Consider the following 22,435-nt stretch of genomic DNA (forward strand, 5'->3'; position numbering starts at 1 on the left):
TTTTAATAGAATGATCTCCACGTTGAAAGATCTCTTGCTTATTCATAGTCAACGGATGCATCACTATTTAAAGTTGAAAACCTTGATATAACGGTATAAGTATATTAAAATCGAACAATTAGTATAGAACTACACTTATTAATCACAAGAAATGTAAAAAAATGCGAAATCCTGTTTTTTATAGAATAGCAGTATTTAGAATGGACCCATATTTGTTTAAGTTTACACGACATACAATTTCCGCGAAATAAATGAGTAAAGTATTTACAATCGCTGAAGGACTGGAAAACATGGGTGCTTTGCGCACCGGTGGCCAGGGTTCAGTATATAAAGGCAGGAGGTACGGGCCTATAATTACAGCGGTGAAAATTCTACCTACACCAGTACATGCTGAAGGCCCGGAAGATAAAAATTTCAGTAGTTTTCAAAATGAAGTTGAGAAACTTAAGAAGGTTAACGAACAGCCTAATCCGAACATCGTTAAAATTCTAAATTCCGGAATAACAGAAAGCGGTTCTTTTCCATTTATCGAAATGGAATTTATTGCCGGTCCTGATCTGGAAGAATTACTGGGAGCTCCGCATGATCCGGTTTTTACTATCAAAGAGGTAATTAAAGTGGCTGATCATCTAGCCAATGCCCTGGCACATTGCCATGGATTTATGGTTAGGCATGGAGATATAAAAAGTAATAATATCAAATTTAATGTACACACTGGTAATTATGTCCTGCTTGATTTTGGGCTGTCGGTCATGTCCGATGAGCAGCGGCGTACCAGTATACGACATGCCGGGGCGATAGAATTCATGGCGCCGGAACAAAGTGAAGGGCAGATGCTCGCCGAGACAGATATCTATAGTTACGGTATTATACTCTACGAACTACTTGCCGGCCAGGTTCCGTTCCCTTTAAAAGATCAGGGACAGAAATCCAGAAATGAGGTGCTCGTCGGGCATCTGGAGCTGGTAGTTCCGGACTTGCTGGAACTAAGAGCGAAAAATATTCCCGCAAACTGGTCCGAAGAAAAAAAACAGCAGGAAATGCAAGTTCCCGCCTGGCTAATGGCTATTATCAGCCGTTGCCTGGAAAAGAAACCATCAGACCGGTATGCTGACGGCCTTGCTTTGCAGGAAGCACTCATCCGTGACAGTGTAAATGCCCCGGCAGACATTGTAGCCGATCAACATGCAATTCAATTACTGGAGCAGGAAAATGCGCGTTTACAGACCCAGTTAAGAAATATGCAGAACGCCCAACAGGAAAGAAGGGCGGAAGAGGGCGTTGTCGTTCTTTCGAAAGCCGTTTTTTTTGTGTTGATTCTTGCAGGTGCATGTATGTTCGCTTTACTTTGCTATTTCCTTTTAACAGGGCCTGCCAAAAGTACTAAACCGGTTAAAGTTCCAGTCGAAACCAGGAAAGAAAGTCCGGTTCAGGAAGAAGAACAGAAGGACCATGGCTATAGCTGGGATAAGGATACTGTTGAGGATATCAAGCCAAAAGACACTTTACCAGTACAATTAAAGCCCGTACCTTTACCACAAACAGATACAACCCTTCTTAATTTAGATACAACCATCCATTTTTAGTCCGATAAATCGTTATGGCTGATAAACCTACATTTTGGAAAAGAACAGGCTTACAGGATCTGTTTCTTCCTTCTTCAAAAAAATCATTGACCCCGGAAGTGAAAAGCTTGAGTCCTGATGAAGTATACCAGTACATTTTGGAGAAATTCAAGTCCTCGATTGAAGAGTTATCTTTTGCCAATCGTGTCGTGTTTTATCACGAATATATTATCTGCTTCAATGAAGCAGATTACAAAGAATTTCTTACGCATAAACAAGGCCTGTTTGGGATTATAGTACATGAATGTGTACGCCAGTTTTATGCAATATTAGCCGCTAAGCGGAAATCCGGACAGACAGTGATGCCCTCAGGGTCAAAATGGGTTTTCAGGCTGGTCTCTCATCCTGATTATAATCGTGGTGATAAAGGATTTATTGGTAAATTATTACCAGAAAGCCATCAGAAAGAAGAAAATTTGCGGGTAACATTTATTCCCAGACAAACGGGGATAGCAGAAACCTTAGATCTTAATCGGGAGATGTTAAGTGGTTTCACTTACTATAGCGAAGGATATTACGAACTTCCTTTCGAGACCGATTTACAGGTTCCGGAGGCTGCAGATATGCAGAAAACAAAGCGGTTCTCAGGGAAGAAAGGTTTCGCGAAACTGGAGATTATGATGCCTGATGCCAGGTTCAGAGGAAAGAAAGTAGAGTATCTGATGGAGAAAGAAGACCTGCTGGTATCAGGGCAGGAAGAGAATAATTCAAATCAGGACAATTTCTATATCCCTTCAGAATGGGTAAATAGCCCTCACTTACGGATTGTATACAGAAAATCTGAAGAAAAACTGTATTTAGCTACCTTTGGCGAAAAGACCTTGTTAAATGAACAGGAACTGCCTATTTCGAGCCCGGCAGCCCCGGTATGGACAGAATTGCCTTATAACTCGAAAGTCTTGCTTAACGGGATTATCGGAATGAATATTTACAAACCATAGGATGGAAAAATATCTTTCAATAGCGTTATTTTTATTAGTGCTGGCCATGCTGGTCCTACATTTTGCAGAAATTAGAAAATCACAAAGATAATGACCGATCATCTTTTTGGAATAACAGATCCCGGATTAGTAAGGGATAATAACGAAGACGTTTTTATTGCTGCGGAACTGATGCAGCAGAAATACCAGATTGCTGGAGTGATAGATGGTGTGGGTGGTTATGCAGGTGGAGAGATTGCGTCGGCATTAACCAAGGATTGTCTGCTACGCGAACTAACCGGCGAAATAGCGGAGCCGCAACTGGCCCTGCTCCAGGCTTTGTTTCTCGCTAATGAAAAGATATTGTTTGAAAAAAAGACAGACCTGGAACTGGCAGATATGGCCTGTGTAGCGAGTGTTGCAATTATTGACTGTGCACAAAATATACTGCATTATGTACATGTCGGTGATACACGCTTATACCTTTACCGGGATCAAAGCTTGATTAAGATTAGCCAGGATCAAAGTTTTGTAGGCTTTCTGGAAGATTCCGGGCGACTGACAGAAGCCGCTGCAATGCAGCATCCAAAAAGGAACCAGATCAATCAGGCCTTAGGGCTGGTACCTGTTGCGGACATGCCCGATAATTACATCGAAACAGGAACTTCGCCATTTTTACCGGGCGACCTGTTATTGGTTTGCAGTGACGGGTTAACTGATATGATCAGTCAGCAGGAGATCAGTGCTGTACTGGAGCAGGATATCCCAATCGAAGAAAAAGCGGTAAGTCTGATTTACCTTGCCAATGCTGCCGGAGGAAAAGATAATATTACAGTAGTGCTGGCCAAAAACACCAAAATCCCAGTAAAAACTATTGTCGAAGATGTACCTGTAAACCGTATACGCAATGCAGATGAACAGATTTTCGAAAAAAACAGACGGGAAGAATTACCTTTTGTTTTCGAAACTGAAAACCAGTTCAGAACCGAAAGTACATTACCAGCAGATCTCACTGAAATAGAAGAGCCCGTTATCACCCTGCCTTTACAAAGTAACAGGCATCAGCAAACTGAACCAGAAATGCCAGGAGAAGAGGGAGGGAGTCACCAGCGAAATCATAATATTATTATGCTCGCTTGCTTTCTGGTTACCCTGTTATTGGGAGTTGCAGGATGGTGGTTCTTTAGAAGCCGGACCGAAAGCGACAACCTGGAGAAAGTTGTCCGGACGGCTCCTGTTTTACTACCTGCTGAGAACAAATTGTCAGCATTGCTGGCTGGATTTAAGGGCGACACTTTAAAGCTGAATACAAAAGATTATAATGGAGTTATCAGACTAACCAGAACCATAGAAATCAGCAGGGATAGCCTGGTGATCCTAGCTGAAGGACCGTTGTCTTTAGTTAAGGATAGTCTGTTCCAGGGTGAGGCTGCAATTAAATTCACAGGAAATCAACGTTCGGTTCATTTGAACGGCATAAAAATTACTGGATTTGCAACAGGAATTATTGCCCCGGAGCATGGATTGGTACTTAAGAATGTAATATTCGAAAACTGTGGTATAGCATTGGAAAACCGGTTTGCTTTCAAAAATAATGAGTCTGTTTCCGGCAGTATCTCAAAGAATAGTTTCCGGGTAGATACTTCGGGTAAAAAATAGAGATGCAGAAATTGAGTAAAGCAAATTCCGGAAGGTTCACAGAACGTTTGCTACTGATAGCCGGTATAATTATTCTGGGTACTTTTTTCTTCAGACTCCATGTGAAGCTGGAGGAGAAAATGTTTAATGTACCTGAAAAGCTAAAGGCTGGCAAAATTGTTAATTTGAATGCGCCGGATCTGAGGAAGTCTTTTAAAATTCTACTGAAGCAGGAATACTACCTTACTGATCAGAAAGATATAGAGCTGATAAGTACCATAGCAGATAGCGTGATCACTTCATCTGGAACAAAGCTGACAACGATCGGGGAACTGAATAAAAGAAGGTTTAATATTGATGCAGACAGAGCTGAGCTTCAGGGAGGTAAAGTAGTTAAAAGCAGGCTGGATTATTCCCGGGCTCTTCTTGGATTTAATTTTATCGGACAGCCAGCACACCTGCCGCAAGAAGTGCAGGTGGGAACAGGAGCTGGAGAAATCTCCGGGCGGGTTACACAGGCAACCGGTGCGGCAGTGGGCGTACTGATAAGGCTAAATGCCGTTATCCCTGCCGACAGTTTAGAACAGAAACCACTTACAGCTTATGCAAGAACCGGCTCAGACGGAACTTATCGCTTTAGTGGACTAACTGAGGATATGTCATTTGAGGTATTGCCCATACAGCCCGGAAAAGAATTTGGGCAAGTAAAAGGCGTTCAGGAACTGCAAGGGAGTAAGCGTATTAACTTCAGATCTGAACAGCATACGATCCGGCTGATTGCCCCTTCAGTGTATAATCAATTAAAGAAAGACGGCGCATTGATTGTTCGTACACCAGAACAGTTCCGGAGTGGTTTTTACTGGATAACAGGACTTTTTTTCGCTGCATTTATAGTACTCCACCTGTTGATGAGTATGAGGTTTCCGACTGCCGATCAGTTTATTTTGCCCATTATATTTTTGTTAAGTGGAATCTCGCTGCTTACCCTACTGAGCCTGCAAGATCCATTAAGGGACCGCTTTCTGGCAATTGATTCTGTCAAATATTTATTGATCGGACTATCGGTATTGTCCCTTTTATTGTTTACCAATCTGCGTAAATTTCACCCGGATTCTGCCTTCTACCGGCTATATCTATTCCGGATGCCAGGTGCGGCAAACGGATGGCCCTGGATCGCAGGAGCTATGTTTATTCTAGCGCTGACTTTGCTTTTCGGTGCTGGCCCTCAGGGAAGCGGAGTCCGGGTTAACCTGCTTGGCATTCAGCCCAGCGAACTGGTTAAATACCTTACTATTATATTTCTTGCAGGATTTTTTACCAGGAATGAATCATTTATCTCTTCTTACGCCAGCTGGACAAAGAGGTGGCAGTTTTTCTCTTTTGCCTTAGTGGCCATTGTGGGTACTTTATTCCTTTTCCTATTACTTGGTGACCTTGGACCAGCTATGGTCATTTGTTTCACTTTTATATTTCTGTTTTCATTTTCAAGAGGAGACTTTATGCAGATGGCTGCGTTCGTGCTGCTATTTGTCCTTTGCTGCTGGATAAGTGGAAATATCTGGTTGAGTATCGGGTTTACAGCTGCTGTACTTGTTATCCGGACCAGATTATTGAAAAAAACAATAAGCGAGTCTGCCCTGATGGCTTTGGTTGTATTATCTGCATTTTTGACGATAGATCAGCTGCCATTATTAGCTAAACTAATTCCAGGTCCTGTAGCCAGACTTTCAGACCGGAAGGCGATATGGCAGGATGCCTGGGACAATGAAGTTTATGGCGGTGACCAGGTTGCCAATGGTCTGTGGGCTATGGCAAGCGGAGGCTTGAAAGGACAGGGCATCGGTGAAGGTTATGGGAAGACAATACCCGAAGGACATACAGATATGATCCTTCCTGTTATCGCTGAAGAGTTTGGTCTGGCCGGAATTGCCTGTGTATTTGCATTATTTATGCTCTATCTGCATCGTTCTTTTCTCATTGGCCGGGCAAGTGGCACTCCATTAATTTTTTATCTCTGTGCGGGTATCGGGCTGAGCACATTTGTACAATTTATATTAATAGCCGGGGGCTCAACTGGCGCATTGCCGCTGAGCGGAGTGTCTCTTCCACTGCTCAGTTACGGTGGGTCGTCTATGGTTATTAACTTGCTGGCAGCAGCATTTCTACTGTCCGCATCTATGGTTAAAGGAACAGCTGTTCAGCTCAAATATATGCAGAACAATCAGGACCATAATCTCGTTCCTGCATTATTAACCGCATTGGCTGCTGTTACTTTACTTACTGTGCATGCTTCAAAATATAGTTTATTTCCATCTGGTTGGATTGTCAAACCCGCACTGGTAGCGGATCGGAGTGGTAGCCGTCTTTTTAGCTATAATCCCAGAATAGGCATCTTACTACAGAAATTAGAGGCGGGAAATCTATACGACCGCAACGGGCTTTTACTGGCGACAAGTGATCCTAAAGAAATTAACAGGCAGCATTCTGCCCTTTCCGCTGCTGGCATCAACAGTTATGATCTGGATTCAGCAGTACATAGCCGCTCAACAAGATATTATCCTTTTCAGGAACAGCTGTTTTTCTGGACCGGCGATGCTAATACAGGAGTGTTTAATGGCGGAATTAACGGGTATTTTGCAGAATATCAGCATGCTGCGGAACTCAGGGGATTTAAGTTGCCGGCTGTAGATATATCCATTACCGCATCAAAATATAAAGAAGACAGGTTCCTGCCGGCAAGTACTAAAGAAATGACGGTCAGCCGTAAAGATTACAGTGAGTTGCTCCCAATTCTCCGCTCAGGACTGGATACTAATGAAATTGCAAAATTTAAAAAGAAAGATCGTAATGTTCGGTTAGCTGTAGATGCAGCTTTGCAGACCCGGTTGCAACAGGCAATGATTGAAAATTCTGCCATCAGCGGAAACCGCGTATCAGTTGTGGTTATGTCATCCTCTACTGGAGACGTATTGGCCTCTGCCGCCTATCCTTTACCGCCTGTTCACGATTGGGAAGCCCTTACGATGCCTGTTGTTGAGCAGCGTAAACTCTCTGCCTGGTATAATACAGCAGACCCGGGTTTTACAGTAGCCACACAGCCAGGTTCGACGGTTAAAATATTAACGGCTCTGGCAGGTTTTAATAAGCTCGGTATTTCAGCTGCTGAAAAGACATTTCTGGTCAGAACGGCAGAAAGAATACGTACCGGGGGAGCGGAACCAGATGAAACCGGAAACATAAATATGGAACAGGCTATTGTGCGTTCAAACAACGTCTACTTTATTAAACTCGCCAATGAAGCCAAGCTGGGGGAACAGCTGGCCTCGCTCTATCTTAAGACAGGAATGTTCCTGAATGGCGTAGGTGGATATTATTACGGGCGTAAAACAGTAGATCCGGAACAAATTGAGAAATGGACAAAGTATTGGAATAAAACCGTTTTCAATCTGCCATATCATCCAGAAAATATTTATAAATACAGGGCTTCCGGCATCTCAGGAATTGCATGGGGACAGGGCGAGCTGATTGCTACTCCTGCAGCTGTGGCCAGAGTGGCTTCCGGTATTGCGAATCATGGAGAAATGATTCCAAACCGCTATGCACTAAGTTTAAATGGTAAAACCGTTCCTGTTGGAACACCTGTGAAACTCGCAGACAAAGCAAGCTATGCTAATTTGATCCAATCTTATATGATCCGGCAAAGCGCACCAAGATCTGCGGCGTTCGGGATTTCGGTAGCTGGAAAAACAGGTACACCTGAAAGAATGTTGAAAGGAAAAAAAGTAAACGATGGATGGTATGTATTCTTTGCTCCCGATGGGCATGGAAATGGTGAAACCGTTGTTTGTATTCGTATTGAGGCAACCAGAGGTTCTTCAGATGCTACACGTCTGGCCGCGGAGACCGTTGTCCCTATACTAAGGCAGCAAGGATATATAACCAGTATTCAATAAAATATGACCAATTATGTTCTCTAAATTTTGGAAAGATAAACAGCAGGACCAGTCCGATCCCAAACAATTAAGGGCCGCTATACTCGATTTTGTGAAGTCAGAAATTCTTCCGCTGGAAGGTGGGGAAGGACGGCATATGCAGCTATTAAAGCTGTTTTTGTTTCCACAGGCAGAGGATAGATTTTTATACGAGTCGGCTGTTCAAGCTGCAGACCCGTCTCTTTTCAAAGAAGAAGTACAGCGTATTGCAGATAATTATGCTGTTGATTTACCATTAGACTGGCAATTGGAAGTTCATTTTACAGCTGATTTACCTTCAGGTAGTAAAAAGAGTCCGCTTATGCCTGTTAGTTTGGAATTTGGCAGTGTTCCGGTTCCGGAGGTGTTGAAAACAGAAAAAGCGATTTTAAAAATTTTAGCAGGTAAGGCTATTCAGGAAAGCTACATCATTCTTCCCGGTAGCAGGATAAATCTGGGACGGGAAGAGCGTGTACAACTCAGGGACAATAGTATCCGTATCAACGATATCGCCTTTCCGGCAGAACTTCAAGAAGGAAATAAGTACATCAGCAGGCAGCATGCACATCTGGAATGGGACGAACCATCCCGGACCTTTCGCTTGTTTGCCGACGAAGGCGGTGTGCCTCCTGGCAATAAAACAAAAATAAGGTCTGCAGCCGATGAAAGTTTGCATAAATTAAATTCTATACAGGTTGGTTATACACTGAAACCTGGAGATCAAGTGATCTTGGGCGATCAGATAGTTATTTCCTTTAATTCATGGACAGAAAAGTCTAGTGTATAAGCTTATTTCGTAGTTTAGCGGATATTTTGAGAAAATCCCCTTTATGTCTATGATCTGGCGTTATCTTTTACTCTTGTTTTTTTTTTCAGGGCTCTCCGTAGTCCATGCCCAAAAGCGGTATACCATTAGTGGTTTTGTCAAAGATTCCACCACAGGTGAGCAGATGATCGGAGCGACTATCAGTTCGGTGGGGGCTGTTACAAGTGGTACCAGATCAAATGAATATGGCTTTTTCTCTCTTACCATTCCAGAAGGCGAATATCAGTTTAAAGTCGGCGTAGTAGGTTATGCTATCGACACACGGACAGTGCAGCTTAACAAAAATATTCAGCTTCAGATTGCATTAAAACCAGAAGATAACAATCTTTCAGAGGTTGTGATCCGCTCCGGTGGAAGTACACAGAAAGTCAGTTCTGCGCAAATGGGCGTCGAAAAATTGAGTATGAAAGAAATTGATCAGGTTCCTGTCTTATTTGGCGAACGTGATCTAATAAAGGTTGTACAACTACTCCCTGGTGTCAAATCGGCCGGGGAAGGAAATAGCGGATTCTTTGTCCGGGGTGGTGCTGCCGACCAGAATCTGGTATTATTGGACGAAGCGATTGTTTACAATCCGTCCCATTTATTAGGATTCTTCTCCACCTTCAACTCCGATGCGATTAAAGATGTCACTTTATTGAAAGGGATTAATCCGGCAAATTATGGTGGCAGATTATCTTCGGTTATGGATGTCAGGATGAATGACGGAAATAATCAGGAGCTGCGCGTAAATGGGGGTATAGGAATTATAGCATCAAGACTAACTATAGAAGGACCGATCGTTAAAGATAAAGGATCATTTTTAATTAGCGGAAGAAGAACCTACGTGGATATGTTCATGAAACTGAGCAGTGATACGGCGATTAAAAAAAGTGCATTATACTTTTATGACCTGAATCTGAAAGCTAATTATCAGTTGGGTCAGAGAGACAAAATTTATCTGAGCGGCTATCTGGGTATGGACAAGCTTGGACTAAGTGATCTTTTTGGTTTGAATTGGGGTAATAAGACAGCCACGTTGCGCTGGAATCACCAGTTTAGTCCTAAGTTGTTTTCCAATACATCGATCATTTACAGCGACTACAAATATGATATAGATATTAATACATCGGAGAGCTTTGAAGGAAAAATCAGTTCACAAATTAGGGACTGGAATCTGAAAGAAGAATTGAGTTTTTATCCAAACAGTAATAATACATGGAGAATGGGCGTGAATTCCATTCACCATACGATACGGCCAGGTGAATTCTCCGGTGATTTCTCGATGGACAACCAACCGCTTACCTATAGTTGGGAAAATGCAGCCTATGTAAATAATGAGTGGAAGGCATCTGACCGGTTGAAAATAGATTATGGATTGAGATTAAGTGCATTTTCCGTTTTAGGAGGCCCACAGCAGTTTTATGAATTAGATCAGCGAGGTGCAATTCTCTCCTCACGTCAGTATAGTAAAAATGAAATTGTACAAACCTATTTTAATCTGGAACCGCGAATTGCAGCGGCTTATCAGTTAAATGAAATTTCATCATTAAAAGTCGGATACAGCAGGAATACGCAGCCATTGCACCAGCTGTCTAACTCTGCAACAGGAAGCCCGACCGATAAATGGGTGGCAACCAACAATATTATACGCCCCGAAACAGCAGGTCAGTTTTCTGCCGGATATTTCAGAAATCTGAAAGATAACAAGTATGAATTCAGCGCCGAAGCATATTATAAAGCAATGCAGCATCAGGTTGATTATAAAGACGGAGCCAATATCAGAAGTAACGATCCGATTGAACCACAGCTGCTTTTTGGCAAAGGTAGGGCATATGGAGTTGAGCTCCTGCTGCGTAAGAAAACAGGTAAGCTAACAGGGTGGATAGGTTATACGCTTTCCCGTTCCGAGAAACAGATCGATGGAATTAATGATAATGATTGGTATGCAGCAAGGCAGGACAGAACACACGATATATCCATTGTCGGAATTTATGCACTTAATCCTAAATGGAACCTATCTGCAACATTTGTTTACTATACTGGAAATGCAGTTACTTTCCCAACCGGAAAATATCAGGTTGATGATCAGGTTGTTTACCTGTATACCAGGAGAAACTCTTATCGGATGCCGGCATACCACCGTCTTGATTTAAGCGCGACCAGACAGCTTAAAAAACGCGGGAGATTCACTTCCGAGTTAGCCTTTGGACTATATAACGCTTATGGAAGAGAAAATGCTTATACCATTTCTTTCCGTGATAATCCAAATGACAGGTCTAAAACAGAAGCTGTACAAACTTCCCTTTTTAAATTTGTACCATCTGTGTCCTATAATTTTAAATTTTAATTTATGAAAAACACGATATATAACTGGAGCCTTTCATTGGTTATTTTGCTGTTCTTCGGCTCTTGCGAAAAAGTGATACCTATAAAATTAGACAACTCTGATAAGCAGATTGTGATTGAGGGTGAAATAACGATTAAAAAAGAACCATATTTCGTCAGAATATCATCTACTAAAAATTTCGATGAGAATAATGATTTTCCAGGTAGGACAGATGCATTAGTCATCATAACAGACCTGAACACAGGCAAAGCAGAAAAACTAGTTCATACCGGTTCAGGAGTTTATCAAACCAGTACCTTACAGGGCGTTGCAGGGCATACCTATCAACTGGATGTCACTGTAGACGGTAAAAATTATAAAGCGCAGTCTACGATTCCGATGAAGGTTGTTAAGATAGATAAACTAAGCATCCGTAGCTTTGAATTAGATACCGATAAGAAGTTTATCGTACCTGAATTTACAGATCCAAAGGGAGAGGTTAACTTTTACCGGCTGAGACAATGGATAAATGGTGTCCTTGTTAAAGGTTCATGGGCCAGAAACGATGAAGCAGCAGATGGCAGAGTCTTTGACACACCGTTTTATTACGACACTTCTGACGAAGCTGGTAATCCGCTTATAAAAGATGGCGATGAGGTCACCGTAGAATTGCAATGTGTAGATAAAGGTGTATATGATTATTTCCGGACGCTGAGTGAAACTATCGAACAGGAAGCGGCTGCACCTGCTAACCCTTTAAGCAATATTTCGGGAGGAGCTTTGGGTTATTTCAATGCCTGCCGTACGTTTAAAGTTACCTCAACAATTAAGTTGTAAATTGAAGAATAAAAGATAAAGATGAATAAAGCCGATGTTGAACTGGTCGTAATTACCGTTAAATCCGGAATAGAAGAAGCTCTTAGTTTAAAAGTTTATAAAAATGGTACCCTGGCCAGAAGAGGCTCTGGTGGATTACCTGGAGTTAAAATATCGGGAATGAGCCTCAATGCAGGCCCTGGTTTTTTCCTGGGTGTAATGAACAGCGTTTCCCAGCAGGTACTGGACTCACCTGTTAATTATGAGGAAGAGATTACGAAAACTGCATTGGAATATCAGGTTTCATTCTACGGACAGAGCAGTAATGGCGATCAGGGTGAGCGGGCGGAGTGGACGCAGTCTGTTACGCTGCGATTTTTCATGGATGAAGGAACCATGTATAGAAATCAGCTGCTTGGATTTGTAGATGGTCTGGCCATCGAAGCGATGAAATTAACAGACTCCTGGTATTTTGACCTGGTTATGCTGGCATTGGAAGGTAAACGCTCTTCTGTGCTTCCCGAACATACAATAGTTAGTAATTTTAAGAACGAAGATGAAGCAGAAGCTGCATTTCAGGCATATTTTCAGCAGGTAAATAAAAAACAACTTCCCGAATTTGTGAAGGACAAAGTGTTTACTGATCCCCAGGGGCTGCAGTATAAATTATTACTGCAAATGGATGATCAGTCGTTAACTTATACATTTGAACCGGCAGGGGTCGTTTAAACCGGTGCAATTTATTTGAGTAGTTCCAGGAGGTCCTTTTTTGTCATTGTATTGAAAAGAGAACTGTCAGTGTGAATAATGTCGCTGAACAGATTCTTTTTACGCTGCTGTAATAACATTATTTTTTCTTCGATAGTATCCTGGCAGATCAGTCTTACTGCAACGACATGTTTCTCCTGTCCAATTCTGTAACTCCGGTCAATAGCTTGATTTTCAACTGCGGGGTTCCACCAGGGGTCCACTAAATATACGTAATCTGCTTTCGTGAGATTGAGGCCCGTTCCGCCAGCTTTCAAACTGATCAAAAATACACGGACATCGTCATTTTCCTGAAAATTTGATACGCTCTTTTGGCGGTTTGCAGATTGGCCGGTCAAATATTCATGATTAATATTTTTGTCTCTCAGCTCTTTACGAATCAGATCCAGCATACCTACAAACTGGGAAAAAACCAGGATTTTATGTTGTGGAGCATGATTTTGAATTTCTTCCATCAGCACATTAATTTTAGCTGAAGAGTTTCCATGGAGCAGATTATCCTGCAGCAGGGCAGGGGAATTACAGATCTGACGGAGTTGGGTAAGTCCTTTTAAAATATGTATGGTGTGTCCGGCAAGATCATCTGATTTGACATGATTTAAATAGTCTTTATACTCGTTTTTACAAACATCGTAAGCTTTCCGCTGACTTTCATCCATTTCACAATAGATGACCATTTCCGTTTTTTCCGGTAATTCTGTAGCCACTTCCTTTTTTGTTCTTCTGAGAATAAACGGACTGATTTTCTTACGAAGTTCAGCAGCTTTTTTTGTGTCATTAAACTGGTCGACCGGGGAAGCATACTGCTCTCTGAAATGCTGTTTGCTACCTAAAAGACCGGGGCAGGCAAAAGACAATTGCCCATACAGATCATAAGTATTATTTTCAATCGGCGTTCCTGTCATACAGATGCGGTTTCTGCCTTTAAGCAGTATAACTGCTTTATAGATTAATGACTCTGGATTTTTAATCTGCTGAGATTCGTCCAGGAATATATGTTCAAATACAAAATTTTTAAGCCATCCTATGTCCCGCAGTAAAGTTCCGTAACTGGTAAGCACAACGTCAGCTTGTTTAAATTGTGCTGAATCTTTTGATCGTTCCGTACCATATAACGTATAGGTAATCAGCTCAGGTGCAAACTTTTTAATTTCTGCCTGCCAATTGAATAGCAGTGTCGCGGGTACCACGACCAGAGAAGCGTTATCCTTAGTTTTTGACCGGCTGCTGAGTATGTAGGCGATAACCTGTAATGTTTTTCCAAGCCCCATATCATCTGCCAGGATGCCCCCGAAATTAAAGGTGCCCAGGAAATCAAGCCAGTTGATTCCCTGCTGCTGATAGCTTCTTAAGATTGCGTTTAAGCCCGGTGGCTTACCAATGTTCTCGATTTTATTAAAATCGGCCAGCTGCCTGTTCATCTCGGTCAACTCCATTTTCACCTGATCGGAAAGCATATGTGCATCGAACAAATCGGGAATAGCAGTAAAACTAGTTTTTGGCAAGCTAAGCTTTTCCTCATTCAAGGTGGCCAGCTGGAAAAGTTCATTTAATCTGGCTAACCATTGTTCCGGCAGTAATCCATGTGTACCATCTCCCAGTATTACGAATTTGCTTTTGTTGCGGATAGCGCGGTGGAGCTGTTTCAATGGAACCCGCTGATTACCATAGCTTAATTCCAGTTTAGTGTCAAACCAGTCCAGTCCGCTAATGATTTCTATGTCTATTTTAGCCTGATTATGATTTAATTTATTGCCTTTTAGATCTTGAAATCCCAGAATTGTTATTCCATTATCCTGCCAGGTCTGGAAAGTTTTCAGAAACCAGGTTTCGTCAAGGAAATGTTTTTTGTGCAGATAGAAAGCATCTTGCTGAAGCTGATCTTCAAAATGCGGATGTTGTCTGGAAATCAGCGTAAGAAAGCGGAGTTCTGCTTCCTCATCCCTGTTAATACGGAATACTTTTCCATTTCTGTCCTGTGTAAGAATCTGTTTTCTGGAAAGCACCGGGATTTCGGTTTCATTGTAACGGATTACAGGATTGAGTAAAACGTAATTTTCGGAATCGGTCAGATATATCAGTAACTCACTATCTGGTTGAGGTCCGTCGTGGTTTTTTTGCTCTGACTTTAATTGCCTGACAGTCGCTTTTTTGATATAGGTATAATTAATGTGGATACGTTGCTCCAGACCAGCTAGAACATCCTGATAGAAAGATTCATATCTTGATTCATGGATTAAAATATGATTATGATGCTTTTTGAAAAAATGAATCAGATTTAGTAATTCTGGCTGGTCTATCAGATAAAGATTCTTATGATGCAGAATAAAATAATGCAAGGTTACCGGAAGCATAAGCAGATCAAAGCGCTTATCTGCTATGTTTATTGAGGCACTTATTGTATAGAAGTTATCTTTAAGATCTACCTGTAGTTCTATTTCCAGTTTGTCCTTTTGCAGATTTACTGGTTTCAGGGCAGCTGCAGTTAGGTTTTCCGACACCTTAGGATCATGCAGATAAACTTTTAGTTTTGCCGGATTCAAAAAGAGTGCCTTTAGACTGTTGAGCTCCAATGCAAAGTCAGGTTGATCATATCGTTGCTGAAAGCGGGACAAAGCTGTATAAAATTTAACTTCAGCAGGGGCTTCCGCCGTCCAGATAAAGTCAATAGCGGGTATAGACTCCAATGGGTTTTTGGGTTTATCCTGCATGGTGAAAGCAGCTTCCATGAGCTCAGCCTGGAAATGATTATAATATTTATGTTGCCTGAAGACAAGAATATTCTTCTTGTCGGGAGCGGAAAGGAGATGCTTTGGTAAGTTTCTACCGTTTGCAGGGACAAGAAGTGCTTTTAACTGGCTATTTCTTTCTGTGGTTACCGGTAATAAATATTCTAAAACGGGGGAAACCTGTAATTCCTTACCCTCCAGTTTAATCCTGAAAAAAGCTTCCAGATCTTTCTCATTTTCAAGGCCATAACCTAGCGCTGTATGTTGCAGTTTTTTAATACGGATTTCCCAGTCAAAAAAAATGCGCAGGTAATTTTGTTCCAGGACGTTCATCAGAACCCGGGACTGATGAACGCACAGAAGGTTTTTTTGTCCGTTACAGGAGCAGGAGATAATTAGCTGTTTCGTATTTATTCTCAAGCTGATAGAAACAGGAATAGCCGACTGGTCCTGGATAAGAAAAGAGGCATAGCCAATTTCAATTTGTTCTGGTAAGAGCTGGAAATATCCGGCACTGGTCAGGTCTACCTGTGCAGCGCTATGTCTAATAATCCAAACCCTGTCCAGTTGTCTGAAATTGAAATCATCGATGATAAATGGTGGGTTCACTGTCATTAAGCTCTAAAGGTAAGATAAGCACTTAAAATCAGGGGGCAAAAATATTTAAAAATAAATTCTACTATTTCAGTAGACATTATTATATTTGTGAAGCGAAGGAAGTAGAAAAATCCTGAACATATAGTCATGTGGCCGAGTGGTGAGGTGCGGGTCTGCAAAACCCTAAACGGCGGTTCGAATCCGCCCATGACGTCGAGGCGTTCAACGCCTACAGCAACTTGATTTTTGGTTAGATCTAGTTTTGTTTTGTTCATACTCCAGGTTGGATGACCTGGAGTATTTTTTTGCAATTTTTTCTGATTAATAATTTATCATGCGTATTAATTACGGTTATTCAGAATTTATACGTGATTTTACCATTTTGGGTATATAAACCCTAAAACCGGTTTCGCTTTTGTGTTCCACTTATCCTATTCAAAATCTCCTTATTTTTCTAGTTTTTCTTCATCTTGTCCAATATACGGGACAGATAAATTCAAGGAAATCACTACAAATTCGCATATAATTTATTTTTATATAAAATCCAAGTTAATTTCAGTACTGTAAGTTAATTGCCTATATAAATATGACTTTTTGGTATGCATTTTGTCATTATGTTCATACCTAATCTGAAAAACATAAACATTATGAACAGTAACGATTTTAATTTCCGGCTTTATAGTTATAAAGATTCATTGCAATCTTTTGCTATCTCTTTTACACGTGACGTAGAAGACGCGAATGATTTGGTTCAGGATACAATGCTTAAAGCAATCAATTATTCTAACCATTTTAAAGAAGGTACTAATTTCAAAGCGTGGTTATATACCATCATGAAAAACACCTTTATTAATAATTATAGAAGAGCAACCAAAACGAATTCTATCATGACTGTGAGTGATGAAATCACATCAGATAAGCTTCATTACAGTGCGACTATAAATGATAGCCAGGGTAAGTTTGTAATGGAAGACATTTATAAAGCATTGGGAAAACTTCAGCCGGAATATTATGTTCCTTTTCTTAGATATTTTGAGGGATTTAAATATTATGAAATCGCGGAGCAACTAAATATTCCAATCGGTACAGTTAAAACAAGGATACACGTGGCGCGGCAACTGCTTAAAAAGAGCCTTAAAATGCATTATAAAAATTTGCCAGGAAACTAGGACTATAGATTTTAATCAGCGTTATTTTGTTTATTATATAAAGGGTGTCTGCCGGAATTAAATCTGGCAGACACCCTTTTTTCATTTATATAGCACCGGTCCGATTTTTTTGATTTAGGAAAAACTAATCTTTTTTGAGCCTGTTGTCAAAGAAACAGAGGGGAGAACCTATGAATCAGTTAAAAAACATATTGCCGGGTTTAATTTCGCTTCTGACAATAGTTGGATGTGGTCAGTCGGGGAAGGAAAACGAGATGGGTACAACCACACTACCTGCTGACACAAATCTAGGGCAGGCAAAAAGGCAGACTATCGGTGATAAGAAAAGTGTAGCTGCAGAGCAAATTTTTCTGGAAGAAACAGGGAGAATTCTATTACTTGAACTTGAATTGAGTAATGTGTCACTGCAACGTGCAAGCCATCCCGAGCTTAAAGCTTATACAGAGAAGATGATGGGTAGCACCAGAAAATTTCACGAACAGTTGCAACAGCTAGCAACGAGTCTTTCTTATCAACTTCCAGGAGCGTTGCCTTCCAGATCGCAGCTGCAGGTAGATGAAATTAAAAAGCTGGAAGGTCAGGGCTTTGACCTGGAATATATTAAGTCTATTCTTGAATTGCAGCATAAAACGCTGGATAACTTACATGGAGCTATTCGGTTCAAAAAAGGGCCTGTTCAGGAATTTGCCAACCATCAGCTTGAGGGTGTAAATAAGATGCTGGATGAAACCGTAATTATAGATTCACTAATCAAAAAAGTAAATCCAGACCAGCCTGGAGATGATTTATTAAGAATCGATCGTAAACATATCAAATAAGGAGAACAGAAGATGTCAGTTAACAGTCAAACACAAAATCCGCACGATAAATACCCCGTTCCTCCGTTTCCGAAGCAAGAACAGGAAGTGCCAGGAACAGAAGATCAGATGCAGCCGAAAGCAGACCATGGAGAAGAATCCTATATCGGGTCTGGTAAACTAGAAGGTAAGAAGGCCATTATCACCGGTGGCGATTCTGGAATCGGTAAAGCGGTAGCCATTGCTTTTGCCAGAGAAGGGGCAGACGTGCTGATCAGCTATCTGGATACCACAGAAGATAAAGATGCAGAAGAGACTGCTGCAGTAGTTGAAGCGTGTGGCAGGAAGGCTATTCTTATTAAAGGAGATATCAGATCAGAATCTCATTGTAAGGCTATTGTCGACAGAGCCGTTCAGGAATTTGGTCAGATTGACATTTTAGTAAATAATGCCGCATTTCAGATGTCCAGGAAATCACTGCAGGAAATACCAACTGCCGAATGGGAGCGTTCATTCGATACGAATATTACGCCAATGTTCTTTTTATCCAAGGCTGCGGAACCACATATGAAGCCTGGCAGCAGTATTATTAATACCACTTCCGTAAACGCATATTCACCGAGTGAAGTGCTGCTTCCCTATGCCGCGACTAAAGCGGCAATTCAGAATTTTACGGCTAACTTAAGCCAGATTTTGTTGGAACAAAAAAAGGGGATTAGGGTTAATGCGGTCGCGCCGGGTCCGGTATGGACACCGTTAATTCCTTCTACTATGCCAGATGCAGAGAATTTTGGCAAAGATACGCCGATGGGCCGTCCCGGGCAGCCCGTGGAAATTGCTGCCGCTTATGTGTTTTTGGCTTCCGACCAGGCTAGTTATGTCGCTGGCGCAACCATTCCTGTAACCGGTGGAAGGATAACAATCTGATGACTTTATAATATCCGTTAAAATCGTTAATTTACCAGGAGATTTTAACGGATATTATGGAACATACAGATATAAAAATACTTTTTTTCGATATCGGAGGAGTCCTGCTTACCAATGGTTGGGGACATGAGTCGAGGAAACTCGCCGCTAAACAGTTCGATCTGGACTATGACGAGGTAAACACCTTGCACAATTATATTTTTAACGTTTATGAGATCGGGAAAATCAGTCTTGACGAATATCTTGATACTGTGATCTTCAATAAACCCAGGGAATTTACCAGGGAAGATTTCAGGGAATTTATGTTTTCACAGTCAAAAGAACTTCCAGGCCTCCTGTCGTGGTTAAAAGCGTGGAAGAAAAATTGTGATTTCCGCATTATATCCATTAATAATGAAGGAAAAGAGTTAAATAGTTACCGGGTTAAAAAATTCAAACTTCATGAATGCTTTGATGCATTCGTGTCATCCTGCGATGTAGGTATTCGCAAGCCAGATCCGAATATTTTTAAATTAGCACTTGGTATAGCGCAAGCCAGACCGGAGCAATGTTATTATTTTGACGACCGTATTTTTCAGGTAGGAACAGCTGCCCAGCTGGGGATCCATGCGTTTCACCATACGAGCTTTGAACAAACTAAATCCATTCTTGAAGAAATTGGAGGAAAGGCTTAATAGTATTTGAAAGCCTGGTCTAGGCTGTTTTCACAAGACCTTTGACCAGGCTTTTCCATTGTGGATAGGATAATCCTAATTTTGCTGTCCAGCCAACAAATGTATTTCGAATGTTATCCAGTGTATTTTCTGTATGTACATTTGGAACTTCATTTCTTCCATGCTCTTCGGCAGAGACGACCTTTCCTCTGAGTTTTACCTGAAAAGTGGAGCTGGCAGAAGGTTCGAAAAAATGGGCTGTCTGATCTGTAGAATTAACCGGATTTGCACATGGTCTTGCCCTTAAACTTAGTGTTTTCTGATCTTCAGATATTTCTTCGGTAATTTCCTCGATAACCACCCAGTCGTAACCTTCACCAGCAGAAGTGCCCGGTCCGGGAATATTTATTTTAATGTAGTCACCAATTTGTGCAGGTCGGGTGAGTGTCCTGCCGGAAAGATCTGTTAATGTAAACGTTGATAGTGGCACTTCGCAGACTTCCCACCATTGTGATACCATCAGAAGCCTTTCTTTCGCAATTTCATAAAAATCTGCAGCTTGAGCGCTGTCCTGGAACTCGGCCAGGGCATTGGTGTCCAGTTGCCCTCCGGTATATTGTTGTGGTATTTGATCTTTCATGGCGTTTTCTTTCTGAAACGCCTAAACTGTTGAATTGTTTACTATTTAACTATCCAATATCCGAAAGCCAGCCACAATAAACCCTTGACTAGAAAGAACATAAACCCCCAAAATCCCAGTTTACGAAACCATTTTAAAATAAGTGCCTTTTTCTCCTGATTCATTGCTTAAACATAATGATTCTAATTTATTTTCGTAGCAGGATTATTTTATTTTACGTACCGATGGTTCAGGCTTCGCGGAACCTTTCTAAATTGTAATCATTTTCCCACGATCTATTCTTTTAAATTATGTTTGCGGCAAATTATAAAATATGTCAAAGACTAAACTTACTATCAATAATAACGGATCTGTTAAGATCGAAGGTGATTTTGAAATTGTAGATAGAAACGGAAATACTTATGGATTACAAGGTAGAACTGTATTATCTATATGCCGTTGCGGATTATCTAAAAACAAGCCATTTTGTGATGGTGCTCACAATGGTAATTTCGATCATGAAGCTATCGCGTTTGATCTTCCACCAAAAAAAGTATAATCTTTTGGGCTGAACCGCCTGAATATTATTCTTTTAAACATTTTTTGTGCCGGTCTGTTTTGTTTACCTGTTTACGTTAGATTCTAAAACCGGGAAGCCATGAAAAAACACGAAGAAGAACCTAAGCCGAAAGAAAAATCCGAGATTCCAAAAACTGAGACAGCGCAACCTCTTTCTGAAAAGGATGAGGTTAAAAAAGCGGAAGATGAACTTCGGATAAGAATGGATAAAAAATACAAATCTTCCAATCAGTGAAAGAAGCCCCCAAAAATTATTATAATTTTTGGGGGCTTCTCTATTTTATTGCATTTATGATCACCTGGTTGAACAAGTGCTCCTGCTGTAATACACAGGGCATATTGTCTGCGATCTCATTTGTTCTTTTTCGTAGTTGATATACCGTTGGGATACCCTTGGTATACCCTTCCTTTACCCAAAGGGTATACCAAGGGTATCCCAACGGTATATCAAGGGTATGGCAACGGTATATCAACCCCGAAGAAAAGAGGAAGAAAATCAACAAAAACCAAATATTTATTTAGGAACGAACAAGCCCGTATGTAAATGGGCTCCAACAAAAAATCCCTATCTGAATGAACAGATAGGGATTTTTTGTTGAGTTGAAGCTGTATCAGCCGGTTTAGAATAAGCTATCGAAGCTTTTAAAGCTCTCTTACCCAGATGTTACGGAAGCTTAATGGTTCGCTTTTATCTCCGTGAGATTGTAATTTGATTGGGGAGTTTCCATGAGCCTTACGGTAAGCAGCTTCTCCAATGTATTGTGTAGGACCTTTCAGAATGAAGTTATTCTGTACAAGCACACCATTCAGGAATACTGTAACAGCCGCCGGACTTTTTAAAGTGCTGTCAGTGTTGAATACCGGGGCAGTCCAGACGATATCATATACCTGCCATTCTCCCGGCTTACGCGATGGATTAACTAATGGGGTAGTTTGCTTATAAATACTGCCTGCCATACCATTGGTATAAGTAGGATTATTATTATTATCCAGAACCTGAAGTTCATAACCCAGGTCTCCCTTGCCTATAGAAGCTAGAAATATACCGCTGTTTCCTCTGCCTTGTCCTTCACCGGTAATGTTCGCCGGTACTTTCCACTCGAGGTGCAGCTGGTAATTTCCGAATGCTTTTTTTGTTTCAATATTTCCTGCTTTCTTATCTACAGTTAAAAGTCCGTTCGCTACCGTCCATTGCGCTGGTTTATTTCTATCTTCGGTAGTTACCCATTCACTCAGGTTCTTACCATCGAATAAAATGATCGCGTCAGATGGCGCTTCTGAAACGGTTTTACCTGGTTTAACTTCTTTAGGTACCGGTGTGTAAAATTCAGTGTCCTCATGTTTTGCCTGTGCAAAAACTGATGCAGTACTGATTCCTGCAAGAAGAACAGTTGTTAAAATGGTGCTGTTTAATTTCATTTGATGTTTATTTTTGGTCAAAGTTTATTTGCTGTTTATTTTACCGGATGTTCATGGTTAAAAAGCCGCGTACA

The 22,435-nt window shown here is 41.2% G+C and carries 17 protein-coding genes and 1 tRNA gene; 15 read left to right on the forward strand and 3 right to left on the reverse strand.

Annotation, left to right across the window (positions count from 1 at the left end; all coding sequences use genetic code 11):
- Positions 1–251 precede the first annotated feature (251 nt).
- From BLR53_RS05570 to BLR53_RS05605, 8 genes are all read left to right on the forward strand, one after another.
- Positions 252–1,586 (forward strand): serine/threonine protein kinase, encoded by a 1,335-nt coding sequence (locus tag BLR53_RS05570; RefSeq protein WP_074587888.1) that lies wholly within the window; start codon positions 252–254, stop codon positions 1,584–1,586.
- A gap of 14 nt (positions 1,587–1,600) precedes the next feature.
- Positions 1,601–2,566: a hypothetical protein gene (locus tag BLR53_RS05575; RefSeq protein ID WP_074587891.1), complete on the forward strand. Its 966-nt coding sequence runs from the start codon at positions 1,601–1,603 to the stop codon at positions 2,564–2,566.
- 90 nt (positions 2,567–2,656) lie between these two features.
- A complete protein-coding gene (locus BLR53_RS05580; RefSeq protein ID WP_074587893.1) occupies positions 2,657–4,204 on the forward strand; it encodes a PP2C family protein-serine/threonine phosphatase in 1,548 nt (515 codons plus the stop codon).
- Positions 4,205–4,206: 2 nt separating this feature from the next.
- Positions 4,207–8,136 (forward strand): FtsW/RodA/SpoVE family cell cycle protein, encoded by a 3,930-nt coding sequence (locus BLR53_RS05585; protein WP_074587895.1) that lies wholly within the window; start codon positions 4,207–4,209, stop codon positions 8,134–8,136.
- Positions 8,137–8,149: 13 nt separating this feature from the next.
- Positions 8,150–8,941, forward strand: a complete 792-nt coding sequence (locus tag BLR53_RS05590) for an FHA domain-containing protein (RefSeq protein WP_037439504.1) — start codon at positions 8,150–8,152, stop codon at positions 8,939–8,941.
- A 43-nt stretch (positions 8,942–8,984) separates the two neighbouring features.
- Positions 8,985–11,309 carry a TonB-dependent receptor gene (locus tag BLR53_RS05595; protein WP_342342062.1) on the forward strand — a complete coding sequence of 775 codons (2,325 nt, stop codon included), beginning with the start codon at positions 8,985–8,987 and terminating at the stop codon, positions 11,307–11,309.
- A gap of 3 nt (positions 11,310–11,312) precedes the next feature.
- Positions 11,313–12,125, forward strand: a complete 813-nt coding sequence (locus tag BLR53_RS05600) for a DUF4249 domain-containing protein (protein ID WP_083332015.1) — start codon at positions 11,313–11,315, stop codon at positions 12,123–12,125.
- 21 nt (positions 12,126–12,146) lie between these two features.
- Positions 12,147–12,833, forward strand: coding sequence for a hypothetical protein (locus BLR53_RS05605; RefSeq protein WP_037439500.1), 687 nt, complete (start codon positions 12,147–12,149; stop codon positions 12,831–12,833).
- An 11-nt stretch (positions 12,834–12,844) separates the two neighbouring features.
- Here BLR53_RS05605 and BLR53_RS05610 read toward each other — a convergent pair whose 3' ends face one another.
- On the reverse strand, positions 12,845–16,216 hold the full coding sequence (locus BLR53_RS05610) for a DEAD/DEAH box helicase (protein WP_074587899.1): 3,372 nt from the start codon (positions 16,214–16,216) through the stop codon (positions 12,845–12,847).
- Between the two features lie 125 nt (positions 16,217–16,341).
- Between BLR53_RS05610 and BLR53_RS05615 the strand changes: the two genes are divergently transcribed.
- The 5 genes from BLR53_RS05615 (at position 16,342) to BLR53_RS05635 (ending at position 19,765) form a co-directional block, all read left to right on the forward strand.
- A tRNA-Cys gene (locus BLR53_RS05615) sits at positions 16,342–16,412 on the forward strand.
- A 433-nt stretch (positions 16,413–16,845) separates the two neighbouring features.
- A complete protein-coding gene (locus BLR53_RS05620; RefSeq protein WP_037439548.1) occupies positions 16,846–17,367 on the forward strand; it encodes an RNA polymerase sigma factor in 522 nt (173 codons plus the stop codon).
- A gap of 170 nt (positions 17,368–17,537) precedes the next feature.
- Entirely contained in the window at positions 17,538–18,185 is a 648-nt protein-coding gene (locus BLR53_RS05625; RefSeq protein ID WP_074587901.1) for a DUF4142 domain-containing protein, read from the forward strand.
- Between the two features lie 12 nt (positions 18,186–18,197).
- Complete coding sequence (locus BLR53_RS05630) at positions 18,198–19,091, forward strand: SDR family oxidoreductase (protein WP_037439495.1); 894 nt, start codon at positions 18,198–18,200, stop codon at positions 19,089–19,091.
- Positions 19,092–19,147: 56 nt separating this feature from the next.
- Entirely contained in the window at positions 19,148–19,765 is a 618-nt protein-coding gene (locus BLR53_RS05635; protein ID WP_037439493.1) for an HAD family hydrolase, read from the forward strand.
- Between the two features lie 19 nt (positions 19,766–19,784).
- Here BLR53_RS05635 and BLR53_RS05640 read toward each other — a convergent pair whose 3' ends face one another.
- The gene (locus BLR53_RS05640) at positions 19,785–20,384 is read right to left on the reverse strand and encodes a hypothetical protein (RefSeq protein WP_037439490.1); all 600 of its coding nucleotides are present in this window, start codon (positions 20,382–20,384) and stop codon (positions 19,785–19,787) included.
- Between the two features lie 313 nt (positions 20,385–20,697).
- Between BLR53_RS05640 and BLR53_RS05650 the strand changes: the two genes are divergently transcribed.
- On the forward strand, positions 20,698–20,922 hold the full coding sequence (locus tag BLR53_RS05650; protein ID WP_037439485.1) for a CDGSH iron-sulfur domain-containing protein: 225 nt from the start codon (positions 20,698–20,700) through the stop codon (positions 20,920–20,922).
- Positions 20,923–21,021: 99 nt separating this feature from the next.
- Positions 21,022–21,177 (forward strand): hypothetical protein, encoded by a 156-nt coding sequence (locus tag BLR53_RS19920; protein ID WP_176763523.1) that lies wholly within the window; start codon positions 21,022–21,024, stop codon positions 21,175–21,177.
- A 407-nt stretch (positions 21,178–21,584) separates the two neighbouring features.
- On the opposite strand, the gene BLR53_RS05655 is transcribed toward BLR53_RS19920, so the two are convergent.
- A complete protein-coding gene (locus tag BLR53_RS05655) occupies positions 21,585–22,361 on the reverse strand; it encodes a 3-keto-disaccharide hydrolase (protein WP_037442548.1) in 777 nt (258 codons plus the stop codon).
- Positions 22,362–22,435: the final 74 nt, after the last annotated feature.

Source organism: Pedobacter antarcticus (assembly GCF_900103515.1).
Taxonomy (GTDB): domain Bacteria; phylum Bacteroidota; class Bacteroidia; order Sphingobacteriales; family Sphingobacteriaceae; genus Pedobacter; species Pedobacter antarcticus.

Excerpts from the sequence above, each read along its gene's own strand:
- BLR53_RS05570 (WP_074587888.1), top strand. The coding sequence starts at position 252 with ATGAGTAAAGTATTTACAATCGCTGAAGGACTGGAAAACATGGGTGCT.
- BLR53_RS05575 (WP_074587891.1), top strand. The coding sequence starts at position 1,601 with ATGGCTGATAAACCTACATTTTGGAAAAGAACAGGCTTACAGGATCTG.
- BLR53_RS05580 (WP_074587893.1), top strand. The coding sequence starts at position 2,657 with ATGACCGATCATCTTTTTGGAATAACAGATCCCGGATTAGTAAGGGAT.
- BLR53_RS05585 (WP_074587895.1), top strand. The coding sequence starts at position 4,207 with ATGCAGAAATTGAGTAAAGCAAATTCCGGAAGGTTCACAGAACGTTTG.
- BLR53_RS05590 (WP_037439504.1), top strand. The coding sequence starts at position 8,150 with ATGTTCTCTAAATTTTGGAAAGATAAACAGCAGGACCAGTCCGATCCC.
- BLR53_RS05595 (WP_342342062.1), top strand. The coding sequence starts at position 8,985 with ATGTCTATGATCTGGCGTTATCTTTTACTCTTGTTTTTTTTTTCAGGG.
- BLR53_RS05600 (WP_083332015.1), top strand. The coding sequence starts at position 11,313 with ATGAAAAACACGATATATAACTGGAGCCTTTCATTGGTTATTTTGCTG.
- BLR53_RS05605 (WP_037439500.1), top strand. The coding sequence starts at position 12,147 with ATGAATAAAGCCGATGTTGAACTGGTCGTAATTACCGTTAAATCCGGA.
- BLR53_RS05610 (WP_074587899.1), bottom strand. The coding sequence starts at position 16,216 with ATGACAGTGAACCCACCATTTATCATCGATGATTTCAATTTCAGACAA.
- BLR53_RS05620 (WP_037439548.1), top strand. The coding sequence starts at position 16,846 with ATGAACAGTAACGATTTTAATTTCCGGCTTTATAGTTATAAAGATTCA.
- BLR53_RS05625 (WP_074587901.1), top strand. The coding sequence starts at position 17,538 with ATGAATCAGTTAAAAAACATATTGCCGGGTTTAATTTCGCTTCTGACA.
- BLR53_RS05630 (WP_037439495.1), top strand. The coding sequence starts at position 18,198 with ATGTCAGTTAACAGTCAAACACAAAATCCGCACGATAAATACCCCGTT.
- BLR53_RS05635 (WP_037439493.1), top strand. The coding sequence starts at position 19,148 with ATGGAACATACAGATATAAAAATACTTTTTTTCGATATCGGAGGAGTC.
- BLR53_RS05640 (WP_037439490.1), bottom strand. The coding sequence starts at position 20,384 with ATGAAAGATCAAATACCACAACAATATACCGGAGGGCAACTGGACACC.
- BLR53_RS05650 (WP_037439485.1), top strand. The coding sequence starts at position 20,698 with ATGTCAAAGACTAAACTTACTATCAATAATAACGGATCTGTTAAGATC.
- BLR53_RS19920 (WP_176763523.1), top strand. The coding sequence starts at position 21,022 with ATGAAAAAACACGAAGAAGAACCTAAGCCGAAAGAAAAATCCGAGATT.
- BLR53_RS05655 (WP_037442548.1), bottom strand. The coding sequence starts at position 22,361 with ATGAAATTAAACAGCACCATTTTAACAACTGTTCTTCTTGCAGGAATC.